The organism is Pedobacter terrestris (genome assembly GCF_052343045.1).
Classification (GTDB): Bacteria; Bacteroidota; Bacteroidia; order Sphingobacteriales; family Sphingobacteriaceae; genus Pedobacter.
Genome location: NZ_CP180264.1, coordinates 2,960,545 through 2,978,084, shown reverse-complemented (window position 1 = coordinate 2,978,084; position 17,540 = coordinate 2,960,545). Strand labels below are relative to the sequence as shown.

Here is a 17,540-nt window from a genome sequence, read left to right as displayed (position 1 = left end):
GCAAGGGGGAGGAATAGAAATTTTAAAGTTCTCCACCCTTTTTACTTCCCCCCGCGGGCGGGGGATACATTCTGCCTACCCCCAAAAGGTCTAAACTACTTAATTTGTGGGTTTTTTTGCACTTCGTCTCCCCCTCTTGAGGGGCGTGGGGGGAGGACTTGGAAGTTGTAAAATTTTCCACCCCCTTTACTTCCCCCGCGGGCGGGGCATACATTCTGTCTACCCCCAAAAGGTCTAAACTACTTAATTTGTGGTTTTTTTCTGCGCTTTGTTTCCACCTCTTGAGAGGGCAAGGGGGAGGACTTGGAAGTTGTAAAATTTTCCACCCCCTTTACTTCCCCCGCGAGCGGGGGATACATGGCCCTTAACCCCTCAGACTTTAAATCATTTAATGTGTGGTTTTTCTGCGCTTTGTCTCCACCTCTTGAGGGGGCAAGGGGGAGGACTTGGAAGTTGTAAAATTTTCCCCCCCCCTTTACTTCCCCGCGAGCGGGGGATACATGGCCCTTAACCCCTCAGACTTTAAATCATTTAATGTGTGATTTTTCTGTGCTTTGTTTCCCCCTTTGGAGCGGCAGATTTATAAATATTAAGGTTTCCCCTTCTTTATTTTCCAATCAGGCAAAAAAAAACGCATCTTCCTGAGAAAAGATGCGTTTTACATTTTATTAATCAAAGAAACTTATTGCTTCCCAGGATATTCTTTTAGTGCCGCTTCAAGGCAATCCATAGCTGCATTAAGATCATCCACATTCAGTACATAAGCCATTCTGACCTCATTTTTACCAGAACCTGGCGTAGAATAGAAACCTGTTGCAGGTGCCATCATTACAGTTTGATTATTAAACTCGAAGAATTCCAGCATCCATTGGCAGAATTTATCGGAATCATCAATCGGGAATTTTGCAACTACATAAAATGCACCACCCGGATTTGGACAAAATACGCCATCAATATTATTCAGGCGTTTTACCAATGTGTCTCGGCGTAAAGTATATTCAGTATTTACTTTTTCAAAATAACTGTCTGGGGTATCTACAGCTGCAGCACCTGCAATTTGCTCTACCATTCCCGGACTTAACCGCGCTTGGGCAAATTTTAAACCAGATGCGATTACTTCTTTATTTTTTGTAATTAAGCAACCTAAACGTGCACCACAGGCACTGTATCTTTTAGAAACCGTATCCATAATTACTACGTTTTCATCAAGACCATCTAAGTGCATTGGAGAGATAAACTCACGCCCATCATAACAAAACTCGCGGTAGGCTTCGTCCGAAAATAAGAAAAGATCATATTTCAAACACAACGATTTCAATGCCTCCAATTCTTCTTTTGAATAAAGATAACCGGTAGGATTATTCGGATTACAAATGATAATTGCTTTCGTTTTTTCTGTAATTAATTTTTCAAATTCAGAAATTGCAGGAAGTGCGAAACCATTTTCTATATAAGATAAAATCGGTTTCACGACTACATTACTCATACAGGCAAAACCATTATAATTTGCATAGAAAGGTTCGGGAATAATAATTTCATCCCCTTCGTTTACACAAGTTTGCATAGCAATGGTAATGGCTTCAGAACCACCCACAGTAACCAATATGTTTTCGGGCGTGATGTTGTAGCCCAGTTTGTTGTAATATTCTGTCAGTTTCTGGCGATAAGCCAAAGTACCTTCGGATGGCGTATAGGCCCAAACATCAAAATCAATGTTTTTAATGGCATCCAACATCACCTCTGGGGTTTCAATGTCGGGTTGGCCGATATTTAAATGAAATACCTTTTTCCCATCTCGTTTGGCTTGATCTGCGAAAGGTGTAAGTTTCCGGATTGGAGATGCTGGCATTTCCAGTCCTTTTATTGAAATTTTTGGCATGGCACAAAAATAAAAAAGTCCCGATGAAAATCGGGACTTTTTAAATATTCTGATTTAATAATTATTTTGAACTGGAATCGCTTGCCGCTACAGTTTCACCTTTAATGTACAATACTTTAATCGGTGTTTTCGCATTTGAAGTAATTGTTACTGCTTTGGAAAAAGCACTTGGGCCGGCAGCAGCGTTAAATGTTACAGAAATAATACCTGTTTCTCCTTTTTTAAGTGGAGTAGAAGTATATTTAGGAACAGTACATCCACAGCTTGCTTCAGCTTTGCTGATGATTAAAGGTTGTTCTCCAACATTGGTGTATTTGAAATCGTAAGTTACGGGCTTACCCATTACAATTTTACCGAAGTCATGAGTTTCTGATTCAAATTTGAAATCAGCAGGTTTTGCTTGCGCATTTGCAGCAACGCCGAAACCCAAAACAAAAGCGAATAATACTAAGATCTTTTTCATTGCTATAGCCTTGATATATATAATTTTAAAACTTGTAAACAAATCTAATATTTTAGCTGTAAAACAAAAAGTATTCCATCTTATATTTTAGAATCTTTACAATCCATATATAATTTTACACAAGACGATAAAGGCAAACTTTTTATTTTCTTTATATTTGCGAAGAACCAATATTTGATTGTGATGCAGAATGAAAAATTTATGACCAACTCTATTGATACTTCGGAACTCAGCTTCAACGATTTTAAAACCATAGTAATTAACGACTATAAGATCGCGTATGAGAGCCGGCAAGCCAGTGTTTTAGGCCGCAGAGAAGTATTAACAGGGAAGGCTAAGTTTGGCATTTTTGGAGATGGAAAAGAAGTTCCTCAGCTGGCAATGGCCAAAGCTTTTAAAACTGGCGACTGGCGTTCGGGGTATTACCGAGATCAAACTTTTGCTTTTGCTACGGGAATTTCGACCATAAAAGAGTTTTTTGCACAGTTGTATGCAAACCCTACAGAAGGCGCAGATCCATTCTCCAGCGGCCGACAAATGAATAGCCATTTTGCTACAAAATCTGTAAATGAAGATGGCTCTTGGAATGATTTAACACAGATAAAAAATACATCTTCGGATATTTCTCCAACCGGCGGTCAGATGGCCAGATTGGTTGGATTGGCATATGCTTCAAAGCTTTTTCGTGAAAACAAAGAGTTAGATTACCTTAAAAATTTCAGTGTAAACGGAAATGAAGTTGCCTTTGGTACAATTGGAAATGCTTCTACTTCAGAAGGTGTATTTTTTGAAGCCATAAATGCGGCCGGAGTATTGCAAATTCCAATGGCAATTTCCATTTGGGATGATGATTATGGAATCTCCGTTCCGGCGAAGTATCAAACAACTAAAGAAGATATTTCTGAAGTTTTGAAGGGTTTTCAAAGAGATGAGAAGAGCGCCGGTTTTGAGATATATAAAGTCAAAGGATGGGATTATCCGGGGCTTTGCGAAGTTTATGAAAAAGCCATCCAGATTTGCCGTGAAAAACATATTCCGGTGTTTATTCACGTTACAGAACTTACACAACCACAAGGCCATTCCTCATCCGGATCGCACGAGCGATATAAATCTAAAGACCGTTTAAGTTGGGAAAGTGAATATGATTGTCTTAAAAAAATGCGCGAATGGATGTTAGATTCTGCTATCATTTCTGAAGAAGAACTAGAAAAGCTTGAAAAGGAAGCTAAAACTTTTGTTCGCAACATGCAAAAAGAAGCATGGAATGAATTTTTAGAAAGTATAAGACCGGAACAAAAACAGGCTGTAGATTTTATCAATAGCTTAATTTCATATGAACCTGAGCTTGAGCGGGTGTCGGCTCAATTGTCTTCTACTTCGGATGCACAACGCCGCGAAATTTTTTCCGCTGTGCGTAAAGCGTTGCGCATGACAGCCAAAACTCCATCTGCAGAGCGTGACGAATTTTTAAACTGGTACCAGCAAGAGCTGAAAGTAAACCAGGAACGCTACAATTCCAAACTGCATACAGATAGTTTGGAAAGCCCGGATTTGATTCCGGTTGTTCCCGCAGAATATACCGATCTTTCTAAAATGGTAGACGGGCGTGAAGTTCTAAATGCTTGCTTTAACGAAAACTTTGCCCGTGATCCTCGCCTTGTTGCCTTTGGCGAAGATTTGGGGAATATTGGTGATGTAAACCAAGGTTTTGCAGGTTTACAAGCCAAATTTGGCGAATTGAGGATTACCGATACCGGGATTCGTGAAATGACCATTATGGGGCAAGGAATTGGTTTGGCGCTGCGCGGACTAAAACCAATTGCAGAAATCCAATACCTGGATTACCTGATTTTCGCTTTAAACGTATTAAGTGATGATCTTGCTTCTTTAGCTTATAGAACGAAAGGCATTCAGAAAGCACCGATGATTGTACGTACACGCGGCCACCGTTTAGAAGGCATTTGGCATTCTGGATCGCCGATTAGCATGTTGCTTGGTTCACTACGCGGAATGCACCTTTGTGTACCAAGAGATATGACGCAGGCTGCCGGTATGTACAATACGCTTTTCCGTGCAGATGAACCTGCTGTGGTTATAGAATGTTTAAATGGGTACCGCCTGAAAGAAAAACTACCGCTTAATGTTGGCGAATTTACTGTTCCATTAGGAAAAGCAGAAGTTCTGGAAAAAGGAACCGATTTAACCATCGTATCTTACGGATCTTGTATTCGCATTGTTCAGGAAGCAGCAGAAGAACTGGCTACATTTGGCATTTCCGTAGAGATTATAGATCCACAAACTTTATTGCCGTTTGATAAAGACCATGTTTGTGCTACATCATTATCCAAAACAAATAAATTACTTGTTGTAGATGAAGATGTGCCCGGTGGCGCCTCTGCATATATCGTTCAAAAAGTTCTTGAAGAACAAAAAGGATATTTTTATTTGGATGGACAACCAAGAACTTTAACCGCAAAAGCACATAGGCCTCCATTTGGTTCTGATGGAGATTATTTTAGTAAACCGTCTGTAGATGATGTTGTGGAAATTGCATATCAGATTATGCATGAAGCCAATCCGCAGAAGTTTCCGGCGATTTATTAAATCCGGAATATATTTACACTAAAAAAGCTTATCAATTTGATAAGCTTTTTTAGTTTCCGGGTTCTTCGTTCAAAAACCTAGTATGGAAATATCAATTTAATTGATCTTTTAAAGGATGCTTGCTTTGTTGCGCAAAAATTGATCGGCCAAAACCAATGCAGCCATTGCTTCAACAATGACAACTGCTCGCGGAACCACGCAGGGATCATGCCGGCCTTTTCCCTTAATCTCTGCTGCTTCGCCTGCAGCATTAATGGTTTGCTGGTTGTGCATAATGGTTGCAACGGGTTTAAATGCAACTTTGAAAGTAATATCCATGCCGTTAGAAATGCCACCTAAAATGCCACCAGCATAATTGGTAACTGTTTTAAATGTTTTTTCTCCGGTATGTTTAGGTAACGGAATGTCATTATGTTCAGAACCTTTCAACTCACTTCCGGCAAAGCCAGATCCATATTCAAAGCCATGTACGGCATTAATGCTTAACATGGCTTTACCTAAATCTGCATGTAGTTTATCAAAAACAGGTTCGCCTAAGCCAGCCGGGCAACCTTTTACAATACAGGCGATTTTTCCGCCAACAGTATCTCCATCTTTGCGTACGGCATCAATAAATTCAATCATTTGATGTGCCGTTGCCGGATCTGCACAACGCACAATATTTTCTTCACGGATGTTCAATAATGCAGATAAATCATTGCTTTCTAGGTTGGGCGCATCAATTGTGCCTACCGATGTAACATGTGCAAAAATTTCAATTCCGTATTGTTTTAGTAAGAGTTTAGCAATTGCACCTGCTGCAACACGTGCAGCCGTTTCTCTTGCAGATGATCTACCACCGCCGCGATGATCGCGGATACCATATTTCGCATCGTACACGTAATCGGCGTGGCTCGGCCGGTAAACATCTACATTATGGCCATAATCTTTTGAGCGCTGATCTTCATTCGGAATTAAAAGCGCAATGGGTGTACCCGTACTTTTGCCTTCAAACACGCCCGAAAGAATTTGTACCGTATCACTTTCTTTGCGCTGCGTGGTAATTTTAGATTGCCCTGGTTTTCGCTTATCTAATTCAGACTGGATAAAATCCATATCAATATTCAATTGCGCCGGACAACCATCTACAATAACACCAATTGCTGTGCCATGCGATTCGCCAAATGTGGTTATGCGAAAAAGTTGTCCGAATGAGTTTCCTGCCATGTTTATTTAGGTGTTAGATTTGAGCGATTAGATTGGAGAACTTTCCGATCAAACCGTACTCAAATCAGATTAGGTTATTGTTTTTCCTGAGGTTTACATCTCAAATTTGAAATCTCACTTATTATATCTCTTTCACATCAAAACCGGCTTTCTTCAAATCTTCCCAAAAGAATGGATATGATTTTTCTACGACGTTAGGTTCTTCAATTTCGAGTTCATTTACAAAAAGTGCGAGAGGAGCAAAGGCCATTGCCATTCGATGATCTTCATATGTTGCAATGGTAATTTTTTCTGGAAAATGCAGTTTATCGCAATTTAGTGTATATACAAGATTGTCTTCGGTTAAGGTTACGCCAATTTTTGCCAATTCGTTTTGTAAAGCAGCAATGCGATCGGTTTCTTTAATCTTTAAGGTCTCCAGACCTGTAAAGGCCATATCATTACCTAATGCAGCCGCAATTACAACGATAGTTTGTGCCAAATCCGGACAAGTCTTAAGATCAAGTATTGCTGGTTTTACAGATTTTTTACCTGTTTTTGCAATGGCAATTCCTCTGTCGGTTTTTCGTGTTTCCACACCAAAAATTTCCATAATCTTTTGGATCTGGCTATCGCCTTGCAAACTTTTATCTTTTAATGCAGGCAAACGGATATCAGATTGATCGGCCAAAGCCGCAATGCTGTACCAATAAGACGCCGCGCTCCAGTCTGGTTCAACAATTAATGTTCCCGGTTGGAAAGCTTGAGGCTTAATTGAAATGAGGTTTGTTGTCCAATTGTGTTTAATACCAACAGCAGCTAACATATCCAATGTCATATCTACATAAGGTTTGGAAGTTAATTCGCCTTCAATTTCTAAAATTAAACCCTGAGGTAAAATTGGTGCAATCATCAGTAAAGCTGATATGTACTGGCTGCTTACATCTCCTTTAATTTTAACCTGATTGGTTTTCTGATCAAGCGGGCCCACGATATTTAACGGAGGAAAGCCTGCATTTTCTGCGTAAGAAATTTCTGCACCGATCGTTTTAAGCGCTTCGGTCAATATCCCAATTGGGCGTTGTTTCATTCGCTCTGTTCCGGTTAAAAGGAAATTTCCGTTTTTTGCAGATAAATATGCAGAAAGAAAGCGCATTGCAGTACCCGCAGGGCCAACATCAACCGTTTTTGATTCTTGAATTTCAACTTCTAATTCTTCCTCTAAATTGCCCAGAATGCCGTTTAAAGTAACGGTATCAGCTGCATTTGAAAGATTTTCTACCTGAACTAACTTTTTGCTTAGTGCACTGATGATTAGTGCTCTGTTGCATTCACTTTTTGAGCCTGTTAATTGGATTTCCGTATTAATGTTCTTATTTCCTGTAAAAGAAACTAAGGCTTTGTTCGACATTTTATTCTATTTTGTTCTGATATAAATATGCAGATATATGACCTGCCAATAGTCATAAGGAGGAAATATTTAGATTTCCTCCTTATAGTTTTGTATTCGGAAATATCAAATGTGATCAAAGTAGTTGTTTCTTCTTGCTTAACATCTTCCATCTCTCTTATGGACAGGTACTTGATGTTTGCTAATAACTACTTGACACTTTCTGCGTTTTACGCTTTCACTTCTCCGTGTTGCTCTGCTGCAATTCCTTTTTCGGCTTTGCCTGCATTCATGATTTCTGTTTGCTTACGGATAGATTCTCCGTGCATCAGCTCTAAAAATTTCTCGGTAAAGTTTAAGTCCAGTTTAAGTGCTTTTGCAAAAGCGTGTCCTTTTTGGATAATCGCATCCCAACGGTTTACCTGAAGAATAGTTACTTGATTATCACGTTTATACTCGCCAATTTTTTCAACGATAGCCATACGCTCGCCAAGTTTCTGTAGCAAAGTATCGTCAATTTTGTCGATTTGCTTACGTAAATCAGCCAATTTATCGGCAAAAGCAGCATTTGGTGCTTCTGGTTCGCGAACGGTTAAACGGTCTACCAATTCTGCCAAAGCAGCTGGCGTTACTTGTTGTTTAGCATCTGTCCAAGCTACTGATGGATCTACGTGAGATTCGATCATCAAACCTTGCATATCTAAATCCAGCGCTTTTTGAGCAATGTAAGGGATTAACTCTCTGTTGCCACAAATATGACTAGGGTCATTAATGATTGGAAGATCAGGACATAAAGTTTTCAAGTTGATCGCCATTTCCCACATTGGTTCATTACGGAAAGAGCTTTTCTCAAATGAGGAGAAACCACGGTGAATGGCACCAATTTTTGTGATTCCGGCACCGTTAATTCTTTCAATTGCGCCAATCCACAATTGCAAATCCGGGTTTACCGGGTTTTTAATTAATACAGGTACATCATGTCCTTTTAATGCATCAGCAATTTCCTGAACGGTGAAAGGATTTACAGTAGAACGCGCGCCTATCCATAAAATATCTACTCCGGCAGCTAAAGCTTCTTCAACATGTTTTGCATTTGCAACCTCAACTGCAGTGGGTAAACCGGTTTCTGCTTTGGCACGTTTTAACCACTCTAAACCAATGCTTCCAATACCTTCAAACTCTCCCGGACGGGTACGTGGTTTCCAGATTCCTGCTCTTAATACAGAAACTTTTCCGGTTGCAGCCAATAAATGTGCTGTTGTTAGTAATTGCTCTTCAGTTTCTGCACTACACGGACCAGAAATGATTAATGGTTCGTTATTTACGTTTAACCACGTGTTTAAAGGTTGAATGTTTAAATTAAGTTTCATGATATTGGGTTTGTTTTAGTCTGAAGTCCGTTGTCGGAGATCAGATTTATATTTTGATTTTTAATTATTTACGTTTTATTACTTTGTATTCGGACTATTGTTTTTTATACTTTGTCGTTTTTCTGATACTCACCTAAGATCACAAAATTAGATGTGTATTTGAGCGCTTTGCGTACGGCTTTGTCATATTTTTCCGTGCTCGGCCACTCTAAGTCTACGTAAAAGTAATATTCGCTACGCTTTCCAAGTACCGGCATAGATTGTATTTTGGTTAAGCTTACGTCTTGTTCTGCAAATACATTCAGAACAGTAGCTAAAGAACCGGCTTTGTGGCCAACCTGGAAACAAATAGACGCTTTGTTGATTTTTTTTGCGTCATCTGTTTTGTCTTTTTTCAGGATTAAGAACCGGGTGTAGTTTTTTTTATTGGATTCTACACGGCGTTCAAGAATGTTCAATCCGTAAAGTTCTGCGGCAAGTAAATTCGCGATGGCCATGGTATCTGTTAGTTTCTCATCTTTTATGCGTTTTGCACAGGCCGCTGTATCATTGCTTTCTACGATATTGATGTTAGGGTAATCGTAAAAGAAATCAATGCACTGGCGAATGGCAATTGGGTGAGAAGTAACGGTTTTAATGTCTTCAAACTTAACGCCCGGAAGTGCCATAAGGTGCAGTTGAATTGGAAGATAAACTTCGCCAACAACAGAGAAACCAAAATCGCGAATGAGGTTGTAGTTCGGCAATAAACTGCCTGCAATAGAATTTTCTATTGCCATGACCACGAAATCGGCATCATTGTTTTCCAGTTTATCACAGGTTTCTTTGAAAGAATTGCATTCAATTGTTTCAATGTTTCTACCGAAATATTTGTAGGCGGCTTCTTCGTGGAAGGAGGCCTTAATTCCCTGGATGGCTACTCGTTTTTTTGTTTCCATTTTTACGCTAAACAAAAAAGTCCCGGCTGCTGGGCCGGGACTTTTGTATACATTTGAATATTGTTATATTTCTTTTTGCATATTAGCCCCGGCTCTCACTAAAGTAGTAAAAGTAGCCAAAGTAATATGTGTTAAAATTTTTCATTTCTCTTTTTGAATGAGCCAAATGTAATAACAAATTTTAATTTGTCAATAGGAAAATTAAAATTTTTTAAAAAATTTAATTTGGTTTGCCTCGTTTTACCCTTTTCTGTTATTTAGATTTTTATCTTATGAAGGCTTTTTGCCAAATTATAATTTGTCAATTTAATTTTTTCCTGGAAAATGCCAGTCAAACTATTAATTTTTAGATTAAAAATTTTGTTGGCTTAATTGCTTAATTATCCGGCAGAAATCAAATCCTGTTGTCTGTTTTCCAACGTTTTAATGCGCGCATTTGCTTCTTCTTCCAGCAATTCTTGTTGCATTACCTTTGCAATTTTAGTGCTTCCATCGTGGCTCCATCCCGGCGGATTAAAAAGATATTTTAGTTTATCTGTGAATTTCGATGATTTTTTTACATCGGTACGCAAAGCGATAAATTCATGAAAGATGATATTTACCGGTCCTTGGTCTTCGGGTTGTGTAGTTAAACCATATTTAATTGCATCTTCAGGCAATTCTTCCTGAAAAGTGCCAAACCATCTGTCCCAAAGAATTAGAACCATTCCCATATTTTTGTCCAGGTAACGAATATTGCTTGCGTGATGAACACGATGATGTGATGGCGTTACAAAAACATATTCGAACCAAGGGTGCAGTTTACCAACGGTCTGCGTATGAACCAGATTGCCATAAATTTGGGTAATGAGATAAGCGAAAAGAATATCCATTGCACTAAAACCCATAAAAGCTAAAGGGAGGTAAAAGAACACCCGGTAAAGCGGTTCAAATACTGTGGATCTAAATCCGGTGGTTAGATTAAAATGTTCTGAAGAATGGTGTGTTACATGCATGGCCCAAAAAACACGTACATAATGGCCAACTGTGTGTAAAAACCAATACAAAAAATCTTGGGCCAATACCAAAACAATCCAATATAGCCAAACATTAGTTATTTCAAATAACCTAAACTGGTAACAATAATCTAAAAGGAAGAAAGTGGCAGCCTTCATGCCCAGATTAATTACAACCGCACAAGTCATCAGATATACATTAGTCCAGGTGTCTTTTCCTTTGTATAATTTTTTGTCGTGTTGATAGCTGAAATACATTTCAACTAATGTTAGGACGATAACAAATCCGAATAGTGCACCTACAGAAAGGTCGCTGCTCGAGAAATTCAAATTCATATTACAAACTGTTGTAATACTCCAGGCTGCTTAAAATATCGTTGTTCGTTACGCGGCAATTGAATGTGCATTTTCCGGTACTTTCTAATAGAGAGAACAGGATATTGCCATCTTCATTTTTTTTATCGCTCTGCATAAGATTCAACAGGGCATCAAAGCTTTCGCTTTTAATGGAATATTTGGGATATAGGGATAAAATATATGTACTAATGTCTTCAAGCTCTTCGGTAGTCAAAGTGCTGTTGTTGATGGATAAGGCTGCTTCGCAAATAAAACCAATTGCAATGGCTTCGCCGTGCGTTAATGGGTTTTCGTCATTTGCCAATGAATAGCTTTCTACAGCATGGCCGATGGTATGGCCGAAATTTAAAATCTTACGAAGATTTTTTTCTTGTGGATCAATAGTAACCACCTCATTTTTAATCTCGACAGAACGATAAATATCTTCTGCAGATGGTGTTAAATAATTGCTTGCTTTAAGTTTTTTGTAATACGCTTTGTCTGCAATTAATCCATGCTTAATCATTTCGGCAAAGCCGGAAAGTAACTCGCGGTTTGGTAAGGTTTTTAGAAATTCTGTTTCGATAAAAACCATTTGGGGCAGTGTAAAAGTGCCAACCATGTTTTTTACGGTATCTACATCAATACCGGTTTTTCCGCCAACCGATGCATCTACCTGCGAGAGTAAAGTGGTTGGGATGTTGATGAAATCGATGCCGCGTTTATAGGTTGAAGCAATAAAACCGCCCATGTCGGTAATTACGCCACCACCAAGGTTAATCATCAGACTTTTTCTGTCTGCTTCAAAATCCAAAAGTGTTTTCCAGATGCCGATGCAAAAGTCGATATTCTTATTTTCTTCACCTGCAGCGGTTTCAATCAGATCAAATTCTTGGAAATCATCCAGAAAAGATTGAAATACAGGCAAACAGATTTCGCTGGTATGTTCATCTGTCAATACAAAAATTTTGCTGTAAGAATTTTCTTCTATCAGGGTTTTTAATGCTGATAAACCACTTTCAAAATAAAGTGTATGTCCTGCGCTGGTTAAAGGTTTCATTAAATGATTTCGATTTTATATTCGCCAAAAGTAATAATATCTCCAACACGAACCTTCAGGCGTTTGCGAAAATCGACTTCGCCATTATATTTTACTAAACCGTCTTCTACAACCATTTGTGCATCGCCGCCACTACCAACCAGGCCTGTAGCTTTTAATAGCTGGATAAGCTGGATAAATTCTCCTTCAAGTTTAAACTGTATCATTTTATGCAAAAATACGATTATTTTAAAGCTTTTGCCTTTAACAATGAATGCTTTTTATAATTTTGCACCATTCTGACTCATTCAAATTGTATAATGGATCTATCACCCAGTAAACAACCAAATTTTGATAATACCGAAGTTGCTTTCCGCCAAAAAAGCAATGCTGAATTAAAAAAAGCGTATTGGCTTTTTAAGATGATTGGCAGCAATTTCTTAACCCAGGTTGGCCCGCCAATCACCAATTTTTTTCTGAATATCGGACTTCCGATTAAAGGTGCAATTAAAGCAACAATTTTCCAGCAGTTTTGTGGCGGAGAAACTATTGCAGAATGTGACCATGCTATAGATTTATTAAATAAAGGCGGCGTTGGTACCATTTTGGATTATTCTGTAGAAGGCGAAGAAGAGGAGCAGGTTTTTGACGAAACCTGCGCAGAAATTATCCGGACGATTTTACGTGCCGATGGCGATCCGAAAATTCCGATTACTGTATTTAAAATAACCGGAATTGGCCGTTTTGCTTTGTTGCAAAAACTAGATGCCAAAGAAGTCTTATCAGATACTGAAACCAAAGAGTTTGAAAAAGTGAAGGCGCGTTGCGAGAAAATTTGCCAAACCGCATTTGAAAAACAAGTTCCGATTATGGTAGATGCGGAAGAGACTTGGATTCAGAATACTATAGATGAACTGGCATTGGAGATGATGCGCAAATTTAACCGCGAAAGAATTATTGTATACAATACTTACCAAATGTACCGCCATGATAAACTTGCAGACATGAAGGCTGATCATCTGATTGCAAAGGCTGATGGTTTTATTTTAGGTGTTAAAATGGTACGTGGCGCTTATATGGAAAAAGAACGTAAGCGCGCACTTGAAATGGGGTATAAATCGCCAATTCAGCCAGATAAAGCTGCGTCAGACCGGGATTATAATGAATCGCTACGCTATTGTGTTGAACATATTGAGGAAATTGCTATTGTAGCCGGAACACACAACGAAGAAAGCAGCAGACTACTAACTTACCTTTTAGAAGAGAAAAAAGTACCTCACAATCATCATCATGTGTATTTTGCACAGTTGTTGGGGATGAGTGATAATTTAAGTTTTAACCTGGCAGATGCCAATTTTAATGTGGCGAAATATGTACCTTACGGCCCAATTAAAGCAGTTATGCCTTATTTATTTAGGCGTGCGCAAGAAAACACATCAGTTGCCGGCCAAACCGGTAGAGAACTTGGCTTAATTGAACGCGAGTTAAAACGCAGAAAACTAAAATAAAACCATAGTATTTCATATAAAAAAGGCCAGATTCTAAATAAAAATCTGGCTTTTTTTGTGTTAGATAATCCCGTTGGCTTTCAGAAATTCTTCAAGATTTTCAGGTTTCTCTGTCATTAGCAAAGTGTGTAAACCTACTTTTTTAGCACCTTCTATGTGCTGCGGACTGTCATCAATAAACAAAGTCTCAGCAGGGTTTAGATTGTTTTCGTTCAGCACTTGTTCAAAAATATCGGTATGCGGCTTCCGCAATTTCATATGTTGCGAGAAATACGCCTTTTCAAAATAATCATCATAATTGTTTAAGTTGAAAGTTGTTTTCAGGTAATTGATAATCCAGTCGTAATGAATTTCATTGTTGTTGCTCAGCAGAAATGTGCGGTATTTTGATTTTACATGCAAAAGTAACTCGTGGTTTTCTTGCATTGTTCCAATCAAAAGGCTATTCCAGGCATCATCAATCTGTTGATCAGTCAAATCTGGTTTATTTGCGGCGGTTCTTATTCCTGCTCTAAATTGTGCTGGTGTAAGAGAACCAGTTTCAAAATCATCAAAAAGTTGATTGTGGCCTTTGTGTGCGAAGAAATTTTCGATGTCTGTAATCCCAAGTTCGCGGAAAGCGTTTTGCGCAATTTTAAAATCTATAGCGAAGATTACATTTCCATAATCGAAGATGATATTTTTGATATTTTGCATGCTCAATTTTTTCTGCAAATATGTTTAATATATCTCGAAATAAGTTACGCAGATTTCAAATTGACTACTTAATTACCAATATGGTTCCGTCATTTTTAAGCTTATAATAGTATTGTTTTTCTTTAGACCTGTCCAGAATTTCTATTTCGGAAACTTTTCCTTGTTTGCCCGTATCGTCTTTAATTTCATCACCTTTCTTAATCGCTTCCAAATCACTTTTTGAAGTGTTTTTATCTATCTTTTTCATTAGGATTTATATTGGTTACAAAATCAAAACAAAAAAATAAGTCAAACTGTTTCATAAAACTATAACCAAATAGTTATAAACATTCTTATAAGGAATATTATTGTAGATTTAAAAGCATATATTTGGCCAATAACGATAAAAGTTGTTAGATATTGATTTTTAGTGTAACAAAGTGCACAAAGTAAGCGTCATTAGGTTTCACGTTGAGGTTTGAACGTAATTAAAGGCAAGACAGTATAATTTGATGGTACATCTACAAACCATATCGGGTAAGTTTAAAAGAGATCACGCGCTCAATGTAGAATATCCAATGCGGATATTTATTGTTCAGCGCGCGAGCGGATTTCTGTGTATGAATTCTGGAGATTATGACCTTTTGGATCAACGGATTTTCTTTGTTCCGGAAGAAGGATTAATCCGCTTGGAGGGAGCGGTTGAAACTGGATTTGTGCTCAGTTTTAGTAGTGCAGTTTATAATGAATTTTTACTGCAACACCTTGATCCATCTGCTAAAAATCTATTTCAAACGCTTTCTTTCAGAGATCTTGACGCTGCAGAATTTAAACGTGTTACCAGTTTGCTTTCGCAACTAAAAAAGGAAATGCTGAATGGGAGAGATGCCCAGCTACTTGCCCAATACGTTTCTTTATTGTTGGGTTACACATCTGATTTAGAAGGTTACCTGGTTGCATTATCATTTGATGAACTTCAGGATGTATTGCGTTTCAGAGCAATACTGGAACAATTCTATAAAAAAGAAAAATCTTTAACGTTTTATGCAGAAGGAATGGGAATGACGGAAGGGAAATTAAAACGATTTTTATCAGTGGCACTAGGAAAAAGTTTATCTGTGCTGATTAAAGATCGTCTGCATCGCGAAGCTCAAGAACTTTTAAAACATACCGATCATTCTGTTGAGGAGATTTCTGATATGCTCGGTTTTGAGAATGTAACCAGTTTCGCCAATAGTTTTAAAAGAATGGCCGGTATTACGGTATATAAATATCAAAAAATGTACGATTAGCCCGCAACCTATTGCGTTAGAAATCAAATTTAATGCGCAATCCTCCGTTGGTTAAATTCAGGTTATCTCTGGTGAAAGTCTTCATCGGCAAACGCAAAAACGGTTCTATCGCAATATTATTCTTATTGGATATTTTTTGCTTGTAACCCAGAGAAAAATTGTAAAAACCAACATATCTATTTGGGTCAAGATTAGAATCTGTCTGCGTTTCTACTACTCTACTTTGAACAAGAAAAGCTTGTGGCGTACCATTTCCGGCAGATGAAAGCATTGCATCGGCAAACTGGCTTACCACATAATTATTTTGCTGCCTGTTGTCTAATACCGCCAAAGCAGAAACACCAATTCCGGTATACAATTTATCATTGATGTTATAACGCAGTTCTAAAGGGATATTGATTCCGCTTACTTTTGTGCTGATCGATTCCAGATTGGTTGCCGAATACGCCGTTGCTGCGCTAAAATTCAGGGCTTCTGTACTACTCAATGCGGTATAAGCAACCCCAGAGCTTAATGAAACCTTTTTTCCCAGCGCATAGGAAATAGAAAAACCGTAATTCATATTTACTTTACTGTCGTTTCCAACGGCAGGGGCTACGTAAACACTTGGCATCCATTTAGATTCTGCTGCTGTTTTTGTTTGTTTTGCAAGTTGTTGCGGCCGACTGTCTGCTTCAAGAATATCTTCAAAAGTAGGCCTATGCTTTAGAACAATCGTTGGGCTTTTCTCTGCTGTAGGTTTATTTAAAGTATAATATTTTGAAATGCTCTGCGGTGCAATATTGATTTTTACCATTGAATTGAATAATATATTACTGCTGTTGTATGTCAAAATTCCTGTTTGATCTGCAGTAAGATCAGGTAAATCGATTGCTGAACTTTTAGTACTTTCAATCTGTTGATCATTATTTGTTGGGTTGCTTTCTACAGGTTTTTTACGCAAAACAAAAGGTGTATTTTCTTCTTTTATAACATTCGGGATTGGAAATTTTTCACTTGGTATTTTAGCAGAATCGGTTTTTTGTGTTTTCTTACCTGTAAACTTCGGCGTTGATAGGTTTTGCTTAACGGTTTGATTAAGCAGTATATAACCAATAGAACAGATAAGAATAACGGCAGCAGCACTCCATAATGGCCAAAGCACAAAACGTCTCTTCTTTTTTTCCTGGTTGGAAAAACGTTCCCACGCACCTTGAGCATATAATTCCTCATGGTTGTGAAGCTTATTGGAAATATGTTCGAATAAATCTTTATCCATTTTTTGTGTACGAATTGTCCAAAGTGTTCATATACAAGCTGCGTAATTTATTTTTGGATCGTGTTAAGTAAACTCTGCTCGAACTTTCTGGTATGCTCAGCATTTTAGAAATTTCCTCGTGTGCAAAACCTTCAATTTCATAAAGGTTAAAAACCAGGCGTTGTGTTTCTGGTAAGTGGTTTAATAAATTCAATATATCGTTTACGTGTAATTCTGATGTGACAGACACAGGTGTTGCGGGGTGCTCGTGTTCAGCTAATTCATCAACGTAAAACTGCATTTTAGTGCTCCTCAATTTATCAATGGCCGTTCTGGAGGCAATTTGTCCAATCCAGCCTTTAAATGCTTTAGTCAATTCTTCGGGTTTGGCGGGGGAGCGAAAGGTGTTTAGATTTTTGAAAATTTTAATAAAACTATCGTTTACCAATTCCTCGCTGTCTTCAGCATTTTTGGTGTAACGTAAAATTATACCCATTAAATAGCCATAAAATGATTTATACATCATTTCCTTGCAGCTATTTTCATTTTTAATACAGCCTTTTAAAATTTCCTCAAAACTGAGTATTTTTTTGATCACCCTTTAAGGTTTATGGAGCCTGACCCGGTTA

Annotated in this window: 16 protein-coding genes; 3 read left to right on the top strand and 13 right to left on the bottom strand. The window is 38.1% G+C overall.

Annotated elements, in window-relative coordinates; translation table 11 throughout:
- Positions 1 to 682: 682 nt before the first annotated feature.
- Together ACJVDH_RS12530 and ACJVDH_RS12525 are read right to left on the bottom strand one after the other, a co-directional pair.
- Positions 683 to 1,879: a pyridoxal phosphate-dependent aminotransferase gene (locus ACJVDH_RS12530; protein ID WP_443943743.1), complete on the bottom strand. Its 1,197-nt coding sequence runs from the start codon at positions 1,877 to 1,879 to the stop codon at positions 683 to 685.
- A gap of 61 nt (positions 1,880 to 1,940) precedes the next feature.
- The gene (locus ACJVDH_RS12525; RefSeq protein WP_443943742.1) at positions 1,941 to 2,342 is read right to left on the bottom strand and encodes a DUF1573 domain-containing protein; all 402 of its coding nucleotides are present in this window, start codon (positions 2,340 to 2,342) and stop codon (positions 1,941 to 1,943) included.
- A gap of 183 nt (positions 2,343 to 2,525) precedes the next feature.
- Between ACJVDH_RS12525 and ACJVDH_RS12520 the strand changes: the two genes are divergently transcribed.
- Positions 2,526 to 4,946 (top strand): alpha-ketoacid dehydrogenase subunit alpha/beta, encoded by a 2,421-nt coding sequence (locus ACJVDH_RS12520; RefSeq protein ID WP_443943741.1) that lies wholly within the window; start codon positions 2,526 to 2,528, stop codon positions 4,944 to 4,946.
- A 108-nt stretch (positions 4,947 to 5,054) separates the two neighbouring features.
- Here ACJVDH_RS12520 and aroC read toward each other — a convergent pair whose 3' ends face one another.
- From aroC to ACJVDH_RS12485, 7 genes are all read right to left on the bottom strand, one after another.
- The gene (aroC, locus tag ACJVDH_RS12515; protein WP_443943740.1) at positions 5,055 to 6,152 is read right to left on the bottom strand and encodes a chorismate synthase; all 1,098 of its coding nucleotides are present in this window, start codon (positions 6,150 to 6,152) and stop codon (positions 5,055 to 5,057) included.
- Positions 6,153 to 6,273: 121 nt separating this feature from the next.
- Positions 6,274 to 7,542, bottom strand: coding sequence for a 3-phosphoshikimate 1-carboxyvinyltransferase (gene aroA, locus ACJVDH_RS12510; protein WP_443943739.1), 1,269 nt, complete (start codon positions 7,540 to 7,542; stop codon positions 6,274 to 6,276).
- Between the two features lie 209 nt (positions 7,543 to 7,751).
- Positions 7,752 to 8,891, bottom strand: a complete 1,140-nt coding sequence (locus ACJVDH_RS12505; RefSeq protein WP_443943738.1) for a chorismate mutase — start codon at positions 8,889 to 8,891, stop codon at positions 7,752 to 7,754.
- A gap of 104 nt (positions 8,892 to 8,995) precedes the next feature.
- Positions 8,996 to 9,829 (bottom strand): prephenate dehydratase, encoded by an 834-nt coding sequence (locus ACJVDH_RS12500; RefSeq protein WP_443943737.1) that lies wholly within the window; start codon positions 9,827 to 9,829, stop codon positions 8,996 to 8,998.
- A 380-nt stretch (positions 9,830 to 10,209) separates the two neighbouring features.
- Entirely contained in the window at positions 10,210 to 11,160 is a 951-nt protein-coding gene (locus tag ACJVDH_RS12495; protein ID WP_443943736.1) for a sterol desaturase family protein, read from the bottom strand.
- A gap of 1 nt (position 11,161) precedes the next feature.
- A complete protein-coding gene (aroB, locus tag ACJVDH_RS12490; protein ID WP_443943735.1) occupies positions 11,162 to 12,220 on the bottom strand; it encodes a 3-dehydroquinate synthase in 1,059 nt (352 codons plus the stop codon).
- Entirely contained in the window at positions 12,220 to 12,426 is a 207-nt protein-coding gene (locus ACJVDH_RS12485) for an RNA-binding S4 domain-containing protein (protein WP_443943734.1), read from the bottom strand. Before ACJVDH_RS12485 ends, aroB begins: the two co-directional genes overlap by 1 nt.
- A gap of 93 nt (positions 12,427 to 12,519) precedes the next feature.
- On the opposite strand from ACJVDH_RS12485, the gene ACJVDH_RS12480 reads away from it, so the two are divergent.
- Positions 12,520 to 13,707 carry a proline dehydrogenase family protein gene (locus tag ACJVDH_RS12480; protein WP_443943733.1) on the top strand — a complete coding sequence of 396 codons (1,188 nt, stop codon included), beginning with the start codon at positions 12,520 to 12,522 and terminating at the stop codon, positions 13,705 to 13,707.
- Between the two features lie 60 nt (positions 13,708 to 13,767).
- Here the strand turns inward: ACJVDH_RS12480 and ACJVDH_RS12475 are convergent, their stop codons facing one another.
- A complete protein-coding gene (locus ACJVDH_RS12475; RefSeq protein ID WP_443943732.1) occupies positions 13,768 to 14,403 on the bottom strand; it encodes an HAD family hydrolase in 636 nt (211 codons plus the stop codon).
- Between the two features lie 64 nt (positions 14,404 to 14,467).
- On the bottom strand, positions 14,468 to 14,650 hold the full coding sequence (locus tag ACJVDH_RS12470; protein WP_443943731.1) for a hypothetical protein: 183 nt from the start codon (positions 14,648 to 14,650) through the stop codon (positions 14,468 to 14,470).
- 244 nt (positions 14,651 to 14,894) lie between these two features.
- On the opposite strand from ACJVDH_RS12470, the gene ACJVDH_RS12465 reads away from it, so the two are divergent.
- On the top strand, positions 14,895 to 15,674 hold the full coding sequence (locus tag ACJVDH_RS12465) for a helix-turn-helix domain-containing protein (RefSeq protein ID WP_443943730.1): 780 nt from the start codon (positions 14,895 to 14,897) through the stop codon (positions 15,672 to 15,674).
- 16 nt (positions 15,675 to 15,690) lie between these two features.
- On the opposite strand, the gene ACJVDH_RS12460 is transcribed toward ACJVDH_RS12465, so the two are convergent.
- Both ACJVDH_RS12460 and ACJVDH_RS12455 read right to left on the bottom strand, forming a co-directional pair.
- Entirely contained in the window at positions 15,691 to 16,932 is a 1,242-nt protein-coding gene (locus ACJVDH_RS12460) for a hypothetical protein (protein ID WP_443943729.1), read from the bottom strand.
- On the bottom strand, positions 16,925 to 17,509 hold the full coding sequence (locus ACJVDH_RS12455) for an RNA polymerase sigma factor (protein ID WP_443943728.1): 585 nt from the start codon (positions 17,507 to 17,509) through the stop codon (positions 16,925 to 16,927). Before ACJVDH_RS12455 ends, ACJVDH_RS12460 begins: the two co-directional genes overlap by 8 nt.
- Between the last annotated feature and the right edge of the window lie 31 nt (positions 17,510 to 17,540).